Source organism: Pseudomonas sp. LABIM340 (assembly GCF_040017195.2).
Lineage (GTDB): Bacteria > Pseudomonadota > Gammaproteobacteria > Pseudomonadales > Pseudomonadaceae > Pseudomonas.
Genome location: NZ_CM200227.1, coordinates 1,523,730 through 1,540,471, shown reverse-complemented (window position 1 = coordinate 1,540,471; position 16,742 = coordinate 1,523,730). Strand labels below are relative to the sequence as shown.

Annotated in this window: 18 protein-coding genes; 12 read left to right on the top strand and 6 right to left on the bottom strand. The window is 56.5% G+C overall.

The genetic code is table 11. The features are described from left to right. Positions 1-59: 59 nt before the first annotated feature. Entirely contained in the window at positions 60-1,229 is a 1,170-nt protein-coding gene (locus ABKS89_RS07290) for a p-hydroxyphenylacetate 3-hydroxylase oxygenase component (protein WP_348587873.1), read from the bottom strand. 305 nt (positions 1,230-1,534) lie between these two features. Here ABKS89_RS07290 and ABKS89_RS07285 point away from each other — a divergent pair, with 305 nt between their 5' ends. Continuing rightward, on the top strand, positions 1,535-2,776 hold the full coding sequence (locus tag ABKS89_RS07285) for an MFS transporter (protein WP_348587874.1): 1,242 nt from the start codon (positions 1,535-1,537) through the stop codon (positions 2,774-2,776). Here ABKS89_RS07285 and ABKS89_RS07280 read toward each other — a convergent pair. The 3 genes from ABKS89_RS07280 to hpaR all read right to left on the bottom strand — a co-directional run bounded on the left by ABKS89_RS07280 (position 2,765) and on the right by hpaR (position 5,473). After that, complete coding sequence (locus ABKS89_RS07280; RefSeq protein ID WP_348587875.1) at positions 2,765-3,967, bottom strand: Bcr/CflA family multidrug efflux MFS transporter; 1,203 nt, start codon at positions 3,965-3,967, stop codon at positions 2,765-2,767. The two genes, ABKS89_RS07285 and ABKS89_RS07280, sit on opposite strands and share 12 nt — an antisense overlap. A 145-nt stretch (positions 3,968-4,112) precedes the next feature. Beyond that, positions 4,113-5,027, bottom strand: coding sequence for a 4-hydroxyphenylacetate catabolism regulatory protein HpaA (hpaA, locus tag ABKS89_RS07275; protein WP_348587876.1), 915 nt, complete (start codon positions 5,025-5,027; stop codon positions 4,113-4,115). Positions 5,028-5,050: 23 nt separating this feature from the next. Next, positions 5,051-5,473, bottom strand: coding sequence for a homoprotocatechuate degradation operon regulator HpaR (hpaR, locus tag ABKS89_RS07270; protein WP_348587877.1), 423 nt, complete (start codon positions 5,471-5,473; stop codon positions 5,051-5,053). A gap of 250 nt (positions 5,474-5,723) precedes the next feature. Here hpaR and ABKS89_RS07265 point away from each other — a divergent pair, with 250 nt between their 5' ends. The 7 genes from ABKS89_RS07265 to hpaI all read left to right on the top strand — a co-directional run bounded on the left by ABKS89_RS07265 (position 5,724) and on the right by hpaI (position 11,803). Continuing rightward, positions 5,724-6,389, top strand: a complete 666-nt coding sequence (locus tag ABKS89_RS07265; RefSeq protein WP_348587878.1) for a fumarylacetoacetate hydrolase family protein — start codon at positions 5,724-5,726, stop codon at positions 6,387-6,389. Position 6,390: 1 nt separating this feature from the next. Further along, positions 6,391-7,161, top strand: a complete 771-nt coding sequence (locus tag ABKS89_RS07260) for a fumarylacetoacetate hydrolase family protein (protein ID WP_348587879.1) — start codon at positions 6,391-6,393, stop codon at positions 7,159-7,161. A 14-nt stretch (positions 7,162-7,175) separates the two neighbouring features. Continuing rightward, positions 7,176-8,636, top strand: coding sequence for a 5-carboxymethyl-2-hydroxymuconate semialdehyde dehydrogenase (hpaE, locus tag ABKS89_RS07255; RefSeq protein WP_348587880.1), 1,461 nt, complete (start codon positions 7,176-7,178; stop codon positions 8,634-8,636). Between the two features lie 111 nt (positions 8,637-8,747). Then, positions 8,748-9,671, top strand: coding sequence for a 3,4-dihydroxyphenylacetate 2,3-dioxygenase (hpaD, locus tag ABKS89_RS07250; protein WP_348587881.1), 924 nt, complete (start codon positions 8,748-8,750; stop codon positions 9,669-9,671). Between the two features lie 10 nt (positions 9,672-9,681). Continuing rightward, entirely contained in the window at positions 9,682-10,092 is a 411-nt protein-coding gene (locus ABKS89_RS07245; RefSeq protein ID WP_348587882.1) for a 5-carboxymethyl-2-hydroxymuconate isomerase, read from the top strand. Positions 10,093-10,099: 7 nt separating this feature from the next. Next, positions 10,100-10,903: a 2-oxo-hept-4-ene-1,7-dioate hydratase gene (hpaH, locus tag ABKS89_RS07240; RefSeq protein ID WP_348587883.1), complete on the top strand. Its 804-nt coding sequence runs from the start codon at positions 10,100-10,102 to the stop codon at positions 10,901-10,903. Between the two features lie 93 nt (positions 10,904-10,996). After that, entirely contained in the window at positions 10,997-11,803 is an 807-nt protein-coding gene (hpaI, locus tag ABKS89_RS07235) for a 4-hydroxy-2-oxoheptanedioate aldolase (RefSeq protein WP_348587884.1), read from the top strand. A 27-nt stretch (positions 11,804-11,830) separates the two neighbouring features. Here hpaI and ABKS89_RS07230 read toward each other — a convergent pair whose 3' ends face one another. Next, positions 11,831-12,715, bottom strand: a complete 885-nt coding sequence (locus ABKS89_RS07230; RefSeq protein WP_348587885.1) for a LysR family transcriptional regulator — start codon at positions 12,713-12,715, stop codon at positions 11,831-11,833. 126 nt (positions 12,716-12,841) lie between these two features. Between ABKS89_RS07230 and ABKS89_RS07225 the strand changes: the two genes are divergently transcribed. Genes ABKS89_RS07225 through ABKS89_RS07215 form a run of 3 tightly spaced genes read left to right on the top strand, consistent with a single transcriptional unit; the run spans position 12,842 to position 15,759 of the window. Continuing rightward, positions 12,842-13,894 (top strand): aromatic ring-hydroxylating dioxygenase subunit alpha, encoded by a 1,053-nt coding sequence (locus tag ABKS89_RS07225; RefSeq protein ID WP_348587886.1) that lies wholly within the window; start codon positions 12,842-12,844, stop codon positions 13,892-13,894. Between the two features lies 1 nt (position 13,895). Next, the gene (locus ABKS89_RS07220; RefSeq protein ID WP_348587887.1) at positions 13,896-14,852 is read left to right on the top strand and encodes a PDR/VanB family oxidoreductase; all 957 of its coding nucleotides are present in this window, start codon (positions 13,896-13,898) and stop codon (positions 14,850-14,852) included. 22 nt (positions 14,853-14,874) lie between these two features. Beyond that, positions 14,875-15,759, top strand: a complete 885-nt coding sequence (locus tag ABKS89_RS07215) for an alpha/beta hydrolase (protein WP_348587888.1) — start codon at positions 14,875-14,877, stop codon at positions 15,757-15,759. A gap of 97 nt (positions 15,760-15,856) precedes the next feature. Here ABKS89_RS07215 and ABKS89_RS07210 read toward each other — a convergent pair whose 3' ends face one another. Then, positions 15,857-16,042 (bottom strand): MFS transporter, encoded by a 186-nt coding sequence (locus ABKS89_RS07210; RefSeq protein WP_518300993.1) that lies wholly within the window; start codon positions 16,040-16,042, stop codon positions 15,857-15,859. Between the two features lie 385 nt (positions 16,043-16,427). On the opposite strand from ABKS89_RS07210, the gene ABKS89_RS07205 reads away from it, so the two are divergent. After that, positions 16,428-16,718, top strand: a complete 291-nt coding sequence (locus ABKS89_RS07205; protein WP_518300992.1) for a hypothetical protein — start codon at positions 16,428-16,430, stop codon at positions 16,716-16,718. Positions 16,719-16,742: the final 24 nt, after the last annotated feature.

Here is a 16,742-nt window from a genome sequence, read left to right as displayed (position 1 = left end):
GCACGTCCCTACTTGCCGGCGAGGCCGGCGAGCTATCACGTTTGAAGAGAGGCTGTTGGTCAGGCGAGGGTCGGATCAGGCTCCAGGCCCATCAGCTCTCGTCCAAGAATCTGTGCACAAACGTCATAGTCGGTGTAAGCGTGAGCACCTGTCATATGCGAGTCACGGAACAGCCGCTGCATTTCGTTGCTCTCAAACCATGAAGTGCCACCTGCAGCTTCGAAGAGTCGATCGACTGACTGGATACACATCTTCACGGCATAGGCCTGATTAGTGCGCCAGAAGGCCAGTGTTTCCCGGTTCGGGTACTGATGTCGCTCACCGTGATCTGCATGCTCCTGCCAGACCTTTTCCAGGAATGCTCTCGCCGCGGCGACCTGATGCGTCGATTCAGCCAAACGCATCAATGCCGGAGTGGCCGCCCCGACATTGGCACCGGTGTAGGCACGAACGCGATTGCGAGTTTTTTCCCTGAAGGCCTCCAGCATTCGCTCTGCGATGCCCAAACTGATGGCCGAGAAGCCACTTGCAAAATACGGCCGGTAGGGCGTGAAGAAAATCTTGCTGTAGGGATAAAGACCGAAGCCTGCGGACTTCCCCTCCATCATGTCTTTCGCGGTCTGGATACGATGGTTGGGCACGAAAGCGTCTTTCACGATCAGAGTCTTCGTTCCACTGCCCTTCATGCCTGCGGCGTACCAATCATCCCGGATCTCGTAGTCGCTACGAGGCAGAGCAGCGAAGCAGTAGAGCTCCTCACCAGTGGCATTACGGCGCCGGAACCCCATGATTGCCCACTCCGCATGATCACTCCCGCTACTCCAGCCCATCTCGCCGCTGAACAGAACACCTCCTTCAACTTCCTGGGTTCTGCCGAAGGGCGCGATACTGCTGCTCGCTGTTGCGTCAGAGTTCTCTCCCCATACTTCGTCCTGGAGCTGCTTAGAGTACATAGCCAGTTGGTGACTATGTGTGCACAGAAGGCTGAAAGCCCATGCGGTGCTAGCACATGCCCCTGCCAAAGCGACAACACAATCAGCGAACTCCGGCAGAGAGATTTCCATGCCGCCGTAGCAACGAGGCTGGAAGGCTCTATGCATCCCAATCCCCTTGAGGAGAGCGATGTTTTCAGCCGGGACCATTCGGTCCTTCTCCGCTCGCTCGGCGTTGGCCGCGATGGCAGGAAGAATCGATTTCAGATCTTCAAGAAGAGGGTTCGGTGCTTTCATTTCGGCGGCCCTTGATTGTTATTGGTGGCTTGCCTTGAGGTCGGCGTTGTCACGCAAGACGGCCGACATGTGCAGGCATAGCTCTCGCCATCAGCGAGAGAGGCAGGGCGATTATGGGATCGTGCCGCCACCAACTTGAATGCAACTTCCGGGCACTCGATTGTACTTTTCACGACTTTTCCAAGGCTCTTTCGCCAGTACAAGTACGCTACAACCCCGATACCATCGGCATTTAGTTAACATCTAAACCTTATGAAGGGACTTTTCCGTTATCATCGCGTTTTCTCCGTCCGAGCGAGTGGTCCATGCCTGCGACCTTTGCCTGGCCAAGGAGCCTGAGAGCTCTTCGGCATCGAAACTTCCGCCTGTATTTCGCTGGCCACTCGGTCTCTACACTGGGGACATGGATCCAACAAGTTGCCCTGGCGTGGCTGATCTACCGCCTGACAGACTCTGCTGCGCTCCTAGGGATAACCAGCTGCCTAGCCCTACTGCCTCAGCTTTTCATCGGCCCTCTCGCTGGCGCCTGGATCGATCGCCACGATAAGCGTCGATTGCTGCTGATCACTCAAAGCCTTATGGCAGTTCAAGCTGCGGCGCTGGCCATACTGACAGCCAGCGCAATGATCACCCCAACGATGATCGTTACGATGTCTGCGTTTCTCGGCGTACTAAATGCCTTCGATACGCCGCTGCGCCAGTCGCTGCTCAGCAACTTCGTCAGCGATCGGGGTGACCTGCCCAATGCCTTGGCACTGAACGCTACCCTCTTCACTTGCTCGCGGTTCATTGGCCCACCAATGGCCGGTCTACTGCTCGGATTCACCAGTGAAAGCGTCTGCTTCTCGCTCAATGCACTATCGTATCTGGCCCTTGTAGCGAACCTGCTGCGCGCCAGTACGAAACCGACCACACGCGTCTCCGGCAGCATGGGCGCAGTGTTTCGCGAAGGTCTTGAGTACGCCTTCTGCACCACCAACGTTCGCCGACTGATACTGGGGGTGTTGCTGGTCAACCTCACTGCTTCGAGCTACGCCGCGGTGCTTCCAGTATTCGCAAGAGATGTTCTTTCCGGAGATGCGCAAACGCTTGGCTGGCTATGGGGTGCAGCTGGGCTCGGCTCATTAGTGTCGAGCCTGTATCTCGCAAATCATCAGGATTCAAAACGACTTCCGCGCGCATTGTTCGTTTCTGCTCTGATAAGCGCCCTGGGTTTACTGCTGCTTGGGTTCAGCCACGGCCTGTACATTTCCTTGGCCGCGATGGTTCTGCTGGGAGCGGGGGTTACGGTCAACAATGTCGGAACCAACATTATCCTGCAGGGCGACGCTCCCGATGATCTCCGCGGCCGAGTTGTCTCCATCTACACGGCCACAAGATTTGGCTTTGATGCAATTGGCGGACTAATTGCCGGATTCCTTGCTTCGCAATATGGAGGCCCAAAGGCAATGGCCATCGCCGGGATTACCCTGCTCTGTTACTGCATCTGGAGCGCGGTCAGAGCCGCCTCCGAGGGCATCAAGCAGGAACGTGAATCACCCGGCTGACTCTGCGGACAGAGAGGCTCTGCGTGCGAGCTGCAGGGCTAGGAAGCAGCCGATACCCGCTACCCCCATGACGACGCACATCGCCCACGGCGAGCCATCGGAAAGTCGGCCAACTACTGCGCTACAGGCAGTTCCCATAGCAAACTGCCCTGCAACAGCCAGCCCCGCAGCTGCACCCGCCTGATTTGGAAACAGCGACAGCAAACTAGCTACACAATTGGCTCCTACCAGCCCAGTGACACTAACGAAAATCAGCACCCCGAACACGAGCGCAGAAAACCCTGCCAGGCCACTCATACCAACAACCAACAGCAACATCGCGGCAAACAGAACTAGCCCCGTGCCGAAGGAAAGCATCCGGGATGGTCCCAACCGCCCCACAAAGCGTGCGTTGAAGCTGGTGATCACAATCACGCCGGCAATATTGAGAGCGAACAGCCAAGCGTAGGCCTGAGGCGAGATTCCAAAGTGCTTGATATAGACGAACGGAGACGCCGTGATGAAGGCGAACATTCCCCCAAACGTGAGTCCCATGCATAGCAGATATCCCAACGCGGCAGGCTGTGCAGCTATCCGGACATAGGCACGAAATGCCTGACCAAGTGACTTACCTCGACGCTCTACCGGGAGACTCTCTGGCACTTGGAATAGCACAGTGAGCAGACACATGGCAGCGAAAACAAACAGCAAGGCGAATATCGCCCTCCAGCCTGCGAGATCCGCGAGGAGGCTTCCCAACAGCGGCGCTACCAATGTGGCCACCATCGTCACCAAGTGCATAAGCGACAGAACTCGTGCGGACTGCTTCAAAGGGAACAGGTCCCGCACTATCGCTCGCCCAAGGACTGACGCTGCAGCACCACCCAACGCTTGGAAAAAGCGCCACGTAATCAGCGAAGCCGTGGTATGCGCAAACATGCAGCCAAGGGTCGCCAGCAGATATAGGGCAATTCCTCCGACCAACAGCCGGCGTCGGCCGTAACAATCAGACAAAGGCCCAAGAAACAGCATTCCCACACAGAGCCCTGCTAGGAAGAGGCTAATAGTCAGCTGCACCTCATCCGCTCTCGAAGCCAAGTCAGACGCGATCAACGGAAGGCTAGGCAGGTATGTATCAATGGAGAGAGGGGCGAAGGCGACCAGCCCGGCCAGGGCAACAATTAGTCGCTGTGGACGATCTACGGACGGCATAAGAGCTCCGGGACGGGGCGACACACAAAGTTAACAAGTTAACCAAATGCACTCAACCCAGGGCTAGCGGCTCTTAAGCAGATGAGGAAATGCTAGGTCAACAACATGTCAGAGTCGGCTCCAAATGCAGAGCAAAAGCACTTAGCTACCGCCATGCCTCCTCCTTGTCACCTGCCTTGCTGAGTCGGTACTCACCAGGCGCCATACCGGCGTTACGGGCAAAAAATCGACTGAAGTAGGCGGGATCCTTGAAGCCCAACTGGTAGCAAATCTCGTTGACGGAGCCACCGCCGAAAAGCAGCAAACGCCTGGCTTCCTGCATCAGTCGCTCGTGCACCAAACGCTTCGATGGAAGACCTGCCACTCTCCGACAAATATCGTTGAGCCTAGTCTCAGTAACGCCAATACACTCCGCGTAAGTACTCAGAGGCCAATGCTCTGGGTAGTGCTGCTCGATGAGCTGATTGAATCGCTGGAAAAAGCTCAAGTCATCTCGCCGCATGGGCTGGGCCTTGAGCGAACGAGACGACAGCCTCAGGAGGCTTACGAATATCAGGCGAACCATGTCGACCAGCACAACATCTCGCCCAGGTCGCTCGCCACTGAACTCCTCACGTAAGAACTCGAAGAGCTTATCGACACGCTCCACTTCTGCAGCGAGAGCGTCATCCAATTGATCAAACGCCACGCACAGCGGTTTGATCTGAGGGCCAGCAGCTAGCCCCTGCTCCACCGCGAGGAGCGGCCAAAGCAGCTGTTGTCTAACTGTCAGCACATGTCCGTCAGCATCATCCTCGGTGACAAAGGCGTGAGGGATAGTTGGAGGCGTCAGAAAGAACAATGGCCCGCGGCGGTGGTAGAGCCGATCATCCAGGTAGACACGCACCGACCCGCTCTTCACATAGTGCACCTGGAAGAAGCGGTCATGGCGATGCACCGGCATGTTGCGTCCGAAGAATGCCGCCAGCTTACCCAGCTCTTCGTAGTGCACCTCGGCCTCCGCATAACGGAGATCGTAGACCTGGCCAATGTCGATATTTGGGATCGGTGTACGCGCCATGGTGAAGACTCACCGCTACCTGCTCAGGGCTTGATCTGCTTCAGCTCGTCAAGCAGGCCCAGAAGCTGCTGGAGCTTGTCGTCACCGAACTGCTCGAGGATGCGCTGGTAATTGCGCTCCATGTCGTCGCTCATGCCTACGAAGCATTGCTGCCCTTTCTCACTGAGGCACACCAGCACACGCCGCTGATCGTACTCGGACTTCCACCGGCGAATCAGACCATCCCGCTCCATTCGAGCCAGGACCCCAGTCATGCTCGGTTTGAGAATGCACGCCTGTTGAGCGAGCTGAAATATCTCGATCTCTCCCTGCTGACGGAGGATCCGCATGATGCGCCATTGCTGCTCAGTCAAATCATGCCGGTTCAGCGATGGACGGAAGAAGGCCATGGCGGCCTCACGCGCCTGCAGAAGGGTGAGGGTCAAAGACGGCCGAGGGTTGTTCATGAAAGGGACGTTCTCAGTGAAATTGGAAAGATTTTAACCAGCTTTACCCTCTTCCGGGCAAATGCAACTTCTACAGCTATTCAGGCCCTGCAAACCAAGCAAAACGATGTGTCAGGGCGAAACACTCCCAACCTTTCTAGCTCCAGCCAGCGCCTTGAGGGGGTTGACCATAGTTAACATATTAACTATAAATGAACATGTTAACTATCTCTAACCGCCATTGGGGCGGAAGGAACCAGGAGAGAAAGCTATGCCTCGCGCTGCCAGCGAAGTAGCAACCGGCACCCTGTTCGGCGTCGCGCTGAACTATCAAGGCCTGTTGCAGAGCCGGCTGGAGGAATTCCAGCAGCCGCCCTACCAGAAGCCGCCGGTCAAGCCGGTGCTGTTCATCAAGACGCCAAACACTCGAAATGGCGACGGCAAGAAGGTGGTCTTCCCCGCTGGTGTCGAGCGTCTCCAACCGGGACCTGCGCTTGGCGTCGTGTTTGCACGAGACGCCAGTCGAGTGAGCGAGACAGATGCCCTGGAATATGTGGCGGGTTACGTGATCGTTAACGAGTTCAGCCTGCCCGAAGACAGCTATTACCGCCCAGTAGTGAGCGGAAAATGCCGCGATGGTTTCTGCTCGCTGAGCAGCGAAGTGATTGAGCGCGACCAGATCGCTGATCCTCACGCCCTCCCGATCCGTGTGCTGGTCAACGGCGAAGTCCTCCAGGAAAACAGCACTGCGAACCTTGTGCGCCGCCTTCCTCAGCTGATCGCTGAAATCAGCGAATTCATGACGCTGCACGCAGGGGATGTGCTGATCACCGGCACCCCAGAGGGACGCGTCGATGTCCAACCAGGTGATGAAGTCGTGGTAGAGATCGAGGGTCTCGGCCGTCTGCGCAACACCATCGTGGCGGAGGGAGCCTGAGATGAAACATGCACGTATTCGCTACCAGGGCGAAGTCCACACTGTGAGCGTTGAGGGCGACAACGCTGTTCGTCTGCCCAATGGCCAACTCCTCGGCGAGCGCGAAGTGGAATGGCTGCCCCCGGCAGAAGGGACGATGTTTGCACTCGGCTTGAACTATGCCGATCACGCCGCAGAACTGGCCTTCAAGGCACCGACTGAACCGCTGGCGTTCGTCAAATCCAAGGGCACCTACACCGGCCACTACCAAACCACATGGCGTCCGGACAACGTTGCCTACATGCACTACGAGTGCGAACTGGTAGCAGTGATTGGTAAGCCGGCACGCAACGTAAAACGGGAAGACGCCCTCTCGTATCTCGCCGGCTATACCGTCTGCAACGACTACGCCATCCGTGACTACCTCGAGAACTACTACCGCCCCAACCTGCGAGTTAAAAACCGGGATGCCACCACGCCTGTTGGCCCCTGGATCGTCGATGCCGCTGATGTGCCGGATCCGTCGAACCTGAAGCTGCGCACCTGGATCAATGGTGAGCTGAAACAGGAAGGCTCCACTTCCGACATGATCTTCGACATTCCCTACCTGATCGAATATTTCTCCAGCTTCATGACTCTGCAGCCGGGCGACATGATTGCCACCGGCACGCCGGAAGGTCTGGCCGACGTGGTGCCCGGCGATGAGGTGGTGGTGGAAGTAGAAGGTGTCGGCCGCCTAGTCAACCGAATCGTCAGCGAAGCCGAATTCTTCGCGAACCGTGCCCGTGTGTAATTGGAGTCAGCAGAATGATCAAACACTGGATCAACGGCCGTGAGGTCGAAAGCAAAGAAGTCTTCGAAACCATCAACCCGGCGACCACTGACGTTATCGCGGAAGTAGCCAGCGGCGGTGCGGAGGAGATTGCACTCGCTGTGGCTGCAGCCAAAGAGGCCTTCCCGAAATGGGCCAACACGCCGGCGAAGCAACGCGCGAAGCTCATGCGCAAACTGGGCGAACTGATCGATCAGAACGTGCCTAACCTGGCCGAGCTGGAAACCCTGGACACCGGCCTCCCGATCCACCAAACCCGGAACGTCCTGATCCCCCGCGCCTCGCACAACTTCGAGTTCTTCGCTGAAGTGTGCACCCGCATGGATGGCCACAGCTACCCGGTCGACGACCAGATGCTCAACTACACCCTGTACCAGCCGGTGGGTGTGTGTGGCCTGGTGTCGCCGTGGAACGTTCCGTTCATGACTGCCACCTGGAAAACCGCTCCTTGCCTAGCACTGGGTAACACCGCGGTCCTGAAGATGAGCGAGCTGTCGCCGCTGACCGCCAATGAACTTGGGCGCCTGGCCCTCGAAGCTGGTATCCCACCGGGCGTGCTCAACGTTGTGCAAGGATACGGCGCCACTGCTGGTGACGCCCTGGTGCGCCACCCGGACGTACGCGCAGTCTCCTTCACCGGCGGCACCGCCACCGGCCGCAAGATCATGCAGACCGCAGGCCTGAAGAAGTACTCCATGGAGCTGGGCGGCAAGTCGCCGGTACTGATCTTCGACGACGCCGACCTTGATCGCGCACTCGACGCTGCGCTGTTCACCATCTTCTCGCTGAACGGCGAGCGCTGCACCGCCGGCAGCCGGATCTTCATCCAGGAATCGGTCTACGACCGCTTCGTCGAGGAGTTCGCAGCTCGCGCCAAGCGCCTGATCGTCGGTGACCCGCAAGATCCGAAGACTCAAGTCGGCTCGATGATCACCCAGCAACACTACGACAAGGTCACTGGCTACATCCGCATTGGTATCGAAGAAGGCGCACGCCTTGTGGCTGGCGGGCTCGATCGCCCTGCCAACCTTCCGGCACACCTCGCACGTGGTCAGTTCGTCCAGCCGACGGTCTTTGCCGACGTGGACAATCGGATGCGCATCGCCCAGGAGGAGATCTTCGGTCCGGTAGTTTGCCTGTTGAAGTTCAAGGACGAAGCCGAAGCGCTGCGCCTGGCAAACGACACCGAATACGGCCTGGCGTCCTACATCTGGACCCAGGACATCGGCAAAGCCCACCGCCTGGCCGCAGGCATCGAAGCTGGCATGGTCTTCATCAACAGCCAAAACGTTCGCGATCTACGTCAGCCGTTCGGTGGCGTGAAAGGCTCTGGCACTGGCCGCGAAGGCGGCCAATACAGCTTCGAAGTCTTTGCCGAAATCAAGAACGTCTGCATCTCCATGGGCAGCCATCACATTCCGCGCTGGGGGCTCTGAGCCATGCAACAATGGAAGCGTCCATCAAGGCCGCTTCCATCACTGGCGCGCAGCTAACAAACATAAGAATACGAGCGCCGCTTTTGCGGCGGCGCCGCTAGGAGAACCGTCATGGGCAAACTCGCTCTGGCTGCCAAAATCACGCATGTTCCCTCCATGTATCTGTCCGAGCTTCCCGGACCGAATCAGGGATATCGCCAGGCTGCCATCGATGGACATAAAGAGATCGGTCGTCGCTGCCGTGAGCTCGGTGTAGACACCCTCGTGGTCTTCGACACGCACTGGCTCGTCAACGCGAACTACCATATCAACTGCGCCCCAAAATTCGAGGGCATCTACACCAGTAACGAGCTGCCCCATTTCATCGCGAACATGCCCTATGCGTTTCCGGGCAACCCTGAGCTAGGCCGCTTGCTCGCGGACGAGTGCAACAGACTAGGGGTGGAAACCATGGCGCATGACGCAACGACCCTGGGCCCGGAATACGGGACCTTGGTCCCTATGCGCTACATGAACGAAGACCAGCATTTCAAAGTGGTCTCCGTGTCCGCGCTCTGCACCTCGCACTACCTCAACGACAGTGCCCGCCTCGGCTGGGCCATGCGCAGAGCAGTTGAAAAGTACTACGACGGTAGCGTGGCGTTCTTGGCTAGCGGTTCGTTGTCTCATCGTTTTGCTCAGAACGGGCAAGCGCCTCAGTTCGCAACCAAGGTCTGGAGTCCGTTCCTGGAAACGCTTGATCTTCGCGTCGTCAAGATGTGGGAGAACGGTGAGTGGGAAGCCTTCTGCAACATGCTCCCCGAGTACGCAGTTAAGGGGCACGGTGAAGGCTTCATGCACGATACCGCAATGCTTCTTGGTGCCCTGGGCTGGTCCGACTACGAAGGCAAAGCAGAAGTGATTACCCCCTACTTCGGATCGTCCGCCACCGGCCAGATCAACGCCATCTTCCCGATAACTCCGCAAGACGGCACTGCAATCCCAGCAGCACAAGCATCTGATCAGGATGGACGTCCATCCACCAGCCGGCTGTAAGGAGCGAGACATGCCTCATTTTGTTCTGCTCTATAGCCCCGATCTGGAAGTGGAAGCGGACATCAGTGGCCTTTGCCGCTCCTTGGCCGACTGTATGCTCGAACTGCGTGACGAAACCGGCAAATCGGTGTTCCCCGTTGGCGGGACCCGTGTTCTGGCCTACCCGGCCGCTCACGCTGCAGTAGCTGATGGCAAGGGAGCCTACGGCTTCCTCTACGCCAACTTACGCATGGGCGCCGGCCGGAGTCCTGCTGTGCATAAGCAAGTTGGAGACAGCCTCCTGGCAGTCCTTCGTGACGAACTCGATGAGCTTTTGGCTCGTCGCCCCATCGGCATCACCTTGCAGATCGACGAGAGTCCTGGGCAGGTCTACGACGCCAAGCACAGCAGCCTTCATCCTCTGTTCGCAAAGACTTCCTGAGGTTCCCATGCTCGACCCGCAACTGATCAAGCAAGCCGCCGCTCGCCTCGACGCCGCTGAGCGCTCGCGCCAACAAGTACGTCAGTTCTCCCTCGACTATCCGGATATCGCGATTGAGGACGCCTACGCCATCCAGCGAGCGTGGGTGGAGAAGAAGATCGCCGACGGCCGCACACTCAAAGGTCATAAAATCGGCCTGACCTCGCGTGCCATGCAGGTCTCCTCCAATATCACAGAGCCGGATTACGGCGCTTTGCTTGACGACATGTTCTTCGAAGAAGGAAGCGACATTCCTTTCGAGCGTTTTATCGTCCCGCGTGTGGAAGTCGAGCTGGCATTCATTCTCGGCAAACCGCTCCGCGGCCCGAATGTCACCCTATTCGACGTGCTGGAAGCCACTGAGTGGGTAATCCCGGCACTCGAGATCATCGATGCGCGAATTCACCAGGTTGATCCGGAGACGAAGGTTACCCGGAAGGTCTTCGATACCATCTCTGACAACGCAGCGAACGCCGGCGTCGTGATGGGTGGCCGCGCCGTACGACCGGGCGATATCGACCTGCGTCGTGTACCGGCAGTCCTCTATCGCAATGGCGTTATCGAGGAGTCTGGCGTTTCCGCAGCCGTACTTAACCATCCCGCGAAAGGTGTGGCCTGGCTTGCAAACAAGCTCGCCCCTTATGACGTAACTCTTGAGCCTGGCCAGGTAATCCTCGGCGGCTCCTTCACTCGTCCAGTGGCTGCTGCGCCCGGCGATACCTTCCACGTTGATTACGACCAACTGGGCAGCATCTCCTGCCGCTTCGTCTGATCATGAGGTGACGGCCCGGTTACACTGCTGATGAGCCTGGCAGCTCGCATCAACCGGGGTCTCGGGCCGTCCCTCACCCTTTAAGGACGCCCCATGAATCTTCCAATCAACACCTTCAAACAACGCCTTCTGGCTGGCGAACCACAGATCGGCTTTTGGCTCGGTCTGGCCGATCCCTACTGTGCAGAACTGGCGGCCAATGCTGGTTTCGACTGGCTGCTGATGGATGGTGAGCACGCACCCAACGATCTCAGAAGCCTACTCGGGCAACTACAAGCGGTCGCAGCCTATCCGGCCCACCCCATCATTCGCCCAGTAGTTGGCGATACTGTTCTGATTAAGCAACTGCTCGATATTGGCGCTCAGACGCTTCTCGTGCCCATGGTGGACTCAGCAGAGCAGGCACTGCAGCTTGTACGCGCAATGCGCTACCCGCCCTTCGGTGTACGCGGGGTAGGAAGCGCCCTTGCTCGTGCCTCGCGCTGGAACAGCATTCCTGGATACCTTGATGAGGCCGATGATCAGATGTGCTTGCTGGTCCAGGTTGAGAACCTGGAGGGTCTCGCCAACTTGGACGAGATCGCAGCAGTACAAGGCGTTGATGGCGTATTCATCGGCCCAGCTGACCTCAGCGCAGCTATGGGGCACCGAGGCAATCCAAGTCACCCAGAAGTACAGGCAGCGATTGAAGATGCGATCGTCCGAATCCAACGTGCAGGAAAAGCCGCTGGTATCCTGAGCGCAGACGAGAAGCTTGCACGCCGTTATCTGGAACTGGGAGCCAAGTTCGTCGCCGTAGGCGTCGATACGACCCTCCTAATGCGCTCACTGCAGGAACTGGCCGGTCGTTATCGTAAGACACCTAGCGCGCAAAGCCCTGGCATGAACTCCGTTTACTAATCACAACGGCCCCAATCGGGGCCGTTTTTAGTTCATATACCTATCAAAGACAGATTTAACTAACTGCCGCAGCCAGATATTTCCTGATTCATGGTGATAGCGCGGATGCCAGTACTGTCGAAGGTACAACTCTGGAGACGGGACAGGCGGCTTTATTATCTTAATTGCATTATATCGTTCGAATGTCTTTCCAAGCTCTGTTGGAACGGTAGCAATCAGACGCGGACTCTTTTCAAGTATCATTGGAATAGTAATGAAATGTGGCGTAGTCAGATATATCTCTCTTCGGTGCCCAAGATCATCAATGAATTGATCGTAACGCGTGCTTTTATCCGAAAGCACCACAGAAATATGCTTCATTGAAAGGAATGTTTCGAGATCCATCTCATCCTTGGCAAATGTTCTGCTAACAATAGTTGAGAACGAGTGACGGAATAGCTCCTGCTGAAACAGGCTGGAGTCCTGAATATAGTGCGAGCCGATCGCCAGATCGACTTCGCCCCTTTCGAGCGAGTTAAGAATATTTTCCGAAGGCAGTTGAGATGTTTTAATTCGGCAGCTGGGGGCAACCTTCTGCAACTCCTCAATCAACCGCGGCAAAAAGACCAACTCGCCCATATCGGTCATGCACAGACTGAAGACCCTCGTGGACGTCGTTGGGTCAAAATTCGACTGGATCATGAGGTTGCTCTGCACAGCGGACATGATCTCCAGCACAGAGGCGGCCATCGTCTCTGCGAAAGGCGTTGGCCTCATAGCGTCTCCGACACGAACAAAGAGCGGGTCCTCGTAAAACTCTCGCAAACGCCTCAACGCATGACTCATAGCACTCTGAGTCAAGCCCAGGTGTTCTGCCGCCCTTGACACGTTCCGCTCTCGCAATAGGGCGTCGAAGGCAACCAAAAGGTTCATGTCGAATTTCTTACCATGAATACTGTGCATGGTCTGAATTAGCCTCATGATCTATGCACATACATCATCACTCCTTAGGCTGATGCAGTGCAAGGCAACACAACAACAAGACCTGAGGATAATTTGATGCTGATTCGAAACGCTTGGTACGTGGCCGCCTGGTCCAGTGAAGTCCCGAAAGACGAAATGCTGGCCCGAACCTTCTTGAATGTGCCTGTAGTACTGTGGCGAGACTCCAACGGCTCGGTTACGGCCTTTGAGGATCGTTGCTGCCACCGCGGTGCTCCTCTGTCGAAAGGCCGTCTGGAAGGTGATCGACTTCGTTGCATGTATCACGGGTTGCTGTTCGATACCGCCGGACGTTGTGTAGAGATTCCCGGCCAAGACCGGATCCCTCCTCAGGCTCAAGTTCGTGCCTTCCCTATCGTTGAAAAGCACAAATGGATTTGGATCTGGATGGGCGACGCTAGCCTGGCGGATCCGACACAAATCCCAGACACTCATTGGCTGGATGACCCGGAATGGCGGAGCCTTGAGGGCTATACCTACTACACCACGAACTACCTTCTCATCGCAGACAACCTACTGGATCTAGCTCATCTGCCCTACGTCCATCCGACCACCCTGGGTGGCGACGAAGCGTATGCCGCGTGCATTCCTCAAGTGGAGAAGCTGCCCAATGGCGTCCGAGTGACCCGCTGGGGTGAGGGGATTAAACCGGCTCCCTTTGTTCAGGCAATCAAGAATTATCCCGGCCCTGTGGATCGCTGGAACATTTATGACTTCGTGCTCCCGAGCATCTTCCTGATGGACTCAGGCATGCAGCCGGTCGGCCATGACGCAAAATCGGGCAATCGAGTGAACGCTGCTGAATTCAGAAGCACGCAAGCACTCACCCCGGAAACCGATGATTCGACTCACTACTTCTTTGCGCAGCCGCATAACTTCGCTATTGATGACTTGAACGTCACGAAAGCGATTCACGACCAAGTCATCAAGGCTTTCCAAGAAGACAGCGACATGATTCATGCGCAAGACAAAATGCTGAGGCTCACGTCTGACTTCAAAATGATCCCGATTGGCGCCGACGCCGCTCTGTCTTACTTCAGGTGGTTGGTAGCTAAGGCTTACAAAGCCGAACAGGCCGCGAGTAATCCTGTGCAGGTCCAGGAGGTCTGAAATGAATGACTGGATTCGCACACGCGTTGTATCAATTTCGAAGGCAGGAGAATCGATACTAGACCTGCAATTGGTGGCAGAAAGCGGTCAGCAGCTGCCTGCTAGTGAGCCAGGTGCCCATATCGACATTCGCCTGCCAAATGGCCTGATCCGGCAGTACTCGATCCACCTGTACGATCCCTCTATAGGGAGCTATTCGTTAGGGATCGGTCTCTCTGAAATCTCACGCGGCGGTTCGTCTTTCATTCATCGACAACTCCAGGCTGGCGACAGCCTAGAGATCAGTGCTCCTCGAAACAATTTCCCTCTGAATCCGGACGCGAAAAAGTACCTTTTCATCGCAGGGGGGATCGGCATCACACCGATCCTCAGCATGATTCGTTGGTGCGACTCGATCGGCAAACCCTGGCAACTTCTCTACTGTGTACGATCCCGCTCACGCGCCGCGTACATTGAGCATCTGCCTCGAGGGGGAGACCTGTTCTTGCATGCGGATGATGAAAAACTCGGGCACCCTGACCTTGAGTCGTTCATCAGCCAAGCAGGCCAATCCGATCATATTTACTGCTGTGGTCCTTCACCTCTCATGGATGCAGTCCGCGGTGTGAGCCAACGCTACTTGCCTAGCAGCCAGGTTCACTTTGAGCTCTTCAGCGTCCCCACCTCCTCCGACACCGAGAAAGGGCCCGACAACAGCTTCGTGGTCGAACTAGCCCAGAGTCAAATGGAGCTCACCGTGCCAGCCGACAAGAGCATTCTCGATGTGCTAGAGGAGGCGGGAATCATGGCCCCCTTCTCCTGCCGCGAGGGCCTCTGCCGCACATGCGAGTGCCGTGTTCTTGAGGGCGAAGTGGACCACCGCGATTACGTACTCAGTGATGAAGAGCGTGACTCCAACTCGGTGATTCTCCAATGCGTATCCCGCGCCAAGTCCGCGAAGCTCGTACTCGACATCTGACTGCTGCAGCATTGAGGCAACAATGAGCCGACAAGAACTAGACTCCATTCATGCTGAGCTACTTGCTCGGCGAACGACCCCTCCGACATCGCTGAGCGAGGCACGAGACGGCTATGACCGCCTCTGCAAACGTTTCCCGGTACCCTCGCAATGCACCGTCAACAGCTCTGAACTAGCGAACGTGCCAGCGCAGATTGTCGAGTCTTCGTCCCCTACTCGTTCGATTCTTTACGTTCATGGGGGAGGGTTCCTGGTAGGTAGCGCAGAGGGCTTCTCAGGTATTGCTGGCACACTGGCAGTCTCCTCGTCCGCAACTGCCTACGTTCTCGACTATAGGCTGGCTCCAGAGCACCCTTATCCAGCGGCTCGAAACGACGTACTCGATGCCTATGAAGAGATTCTCAAAACTCAGCCGGGCAGTGAAATTGCGCTGGTTGGTGACTCAGCAGGTGCTCAACTCATTTTGAGTAGCTTGCTTGAAGCCAAGGCAAAAGGCATTCAGATGCCCGGCTGCGTCGTCCTGCTCTCTCCCTGGGTAGACTTGTCACTCTCAGGTGAGAGCATTCAGACGAAGGCATCCATTGATCCCTTCCTGTCTGTTGAAAAGCTCAGAGGTAGCGCGTCAGCGTATCTCAGCGGACTCTCAGTCGATCCTCTTCCTATTCTCGCAGCCGACTTGAAAGGCCTCCCTCCTCTCCTGATTCAGGTTGGAGAGGAAGAGATCCTACTGGACGATGCATGCGCTCTCGCCAGAGCCGCGGGCGCTGCAGGTGTGGAAGTTACGCTAGAAGTCTGGCCAAAAATGTTCCACGTTTGGCACATGTTCGCACCAGCTCTATCGGAAGGACGCAAAGCGATTGCCATTGCTGCGAACTTCATCAACTCCATGACCCAAGGGCGCTCTTGACGAGCTTGAGCACCATAAAAGCGATGGCTCGGTTTGCTTGGAAAGCCCTCGAAAGAGCCAGCGCTGATCAAAAAGCAATGCCCCCTTATTCTGGGGGCTACGCATTCGAGGTGTCGATCTGGGTTCCAGCTCTCTTAGGTAACAACGAGAGCGCGGAAGCCAACGCTAGTGCAGCGAGACCAAGGAAGAACACCTCGTAGCCAAACCACGCATATAGTGCTCCTCCTAGCAGCGGCCCAACTACGTTTCCTAGATAGGAAAACGACTGATTGAAGCCAAGCACCTTGCCTGCCTCCGAAGCTGGGGCCCCTCTTAGATGCCCCGAACTGTCGTAGATCACTCCACGTCGGAGTGTTCAGCGAGAGCCGGTGCCAACTATCCGCTGTTTGGTACCCAAAATTCGTAGTCCCAGTCGCCGACGTTCCCCGCGGGAATCGGATGTTGCCGTCATCGCGGTAGTCCCGATAGTTCAGACCAATCAGCAAGTCTGACACGTCGTCTGGCTTCACCAAGAACTGCACTCGCGCAGCATCATCATGGATAGGGTTGAGGCTTGGACCATCCAAGTTTTCGTAGTAGCTGTCGCGGGACTCACTGTGCAGGGAGACGCGAGCAGCAAGCTTGTCGTCGATCAGATTGATGTTCTGACCGAGCTCGTAGAGCCGAGAATGAAAATTCCCGCCCCCCAACTTTGCATAGCCATGATCGTCAAAGCCATCAGATGCAATGTGCAGGTTGCTGTCTTCAAGCTGCTTCTTGTCGATGTCCTGTTTATCTTTTTCAAGCTTGCCCTTGACCACGACAGTCGAGAGCGTGGTGGCCTCCTCAATGACAGCCTGCGGTTGTTCGGCGGCCTCGGAAACACTGCAGAGGGCAAACGGCACCACCGACAAAGGCAGGCCCCAAAGGATCATTTTCAACGTAGGTGGCTCTTCTATGGTTATTCCGAAATGTTTTAACAATGAACAACCTAATAATATTTA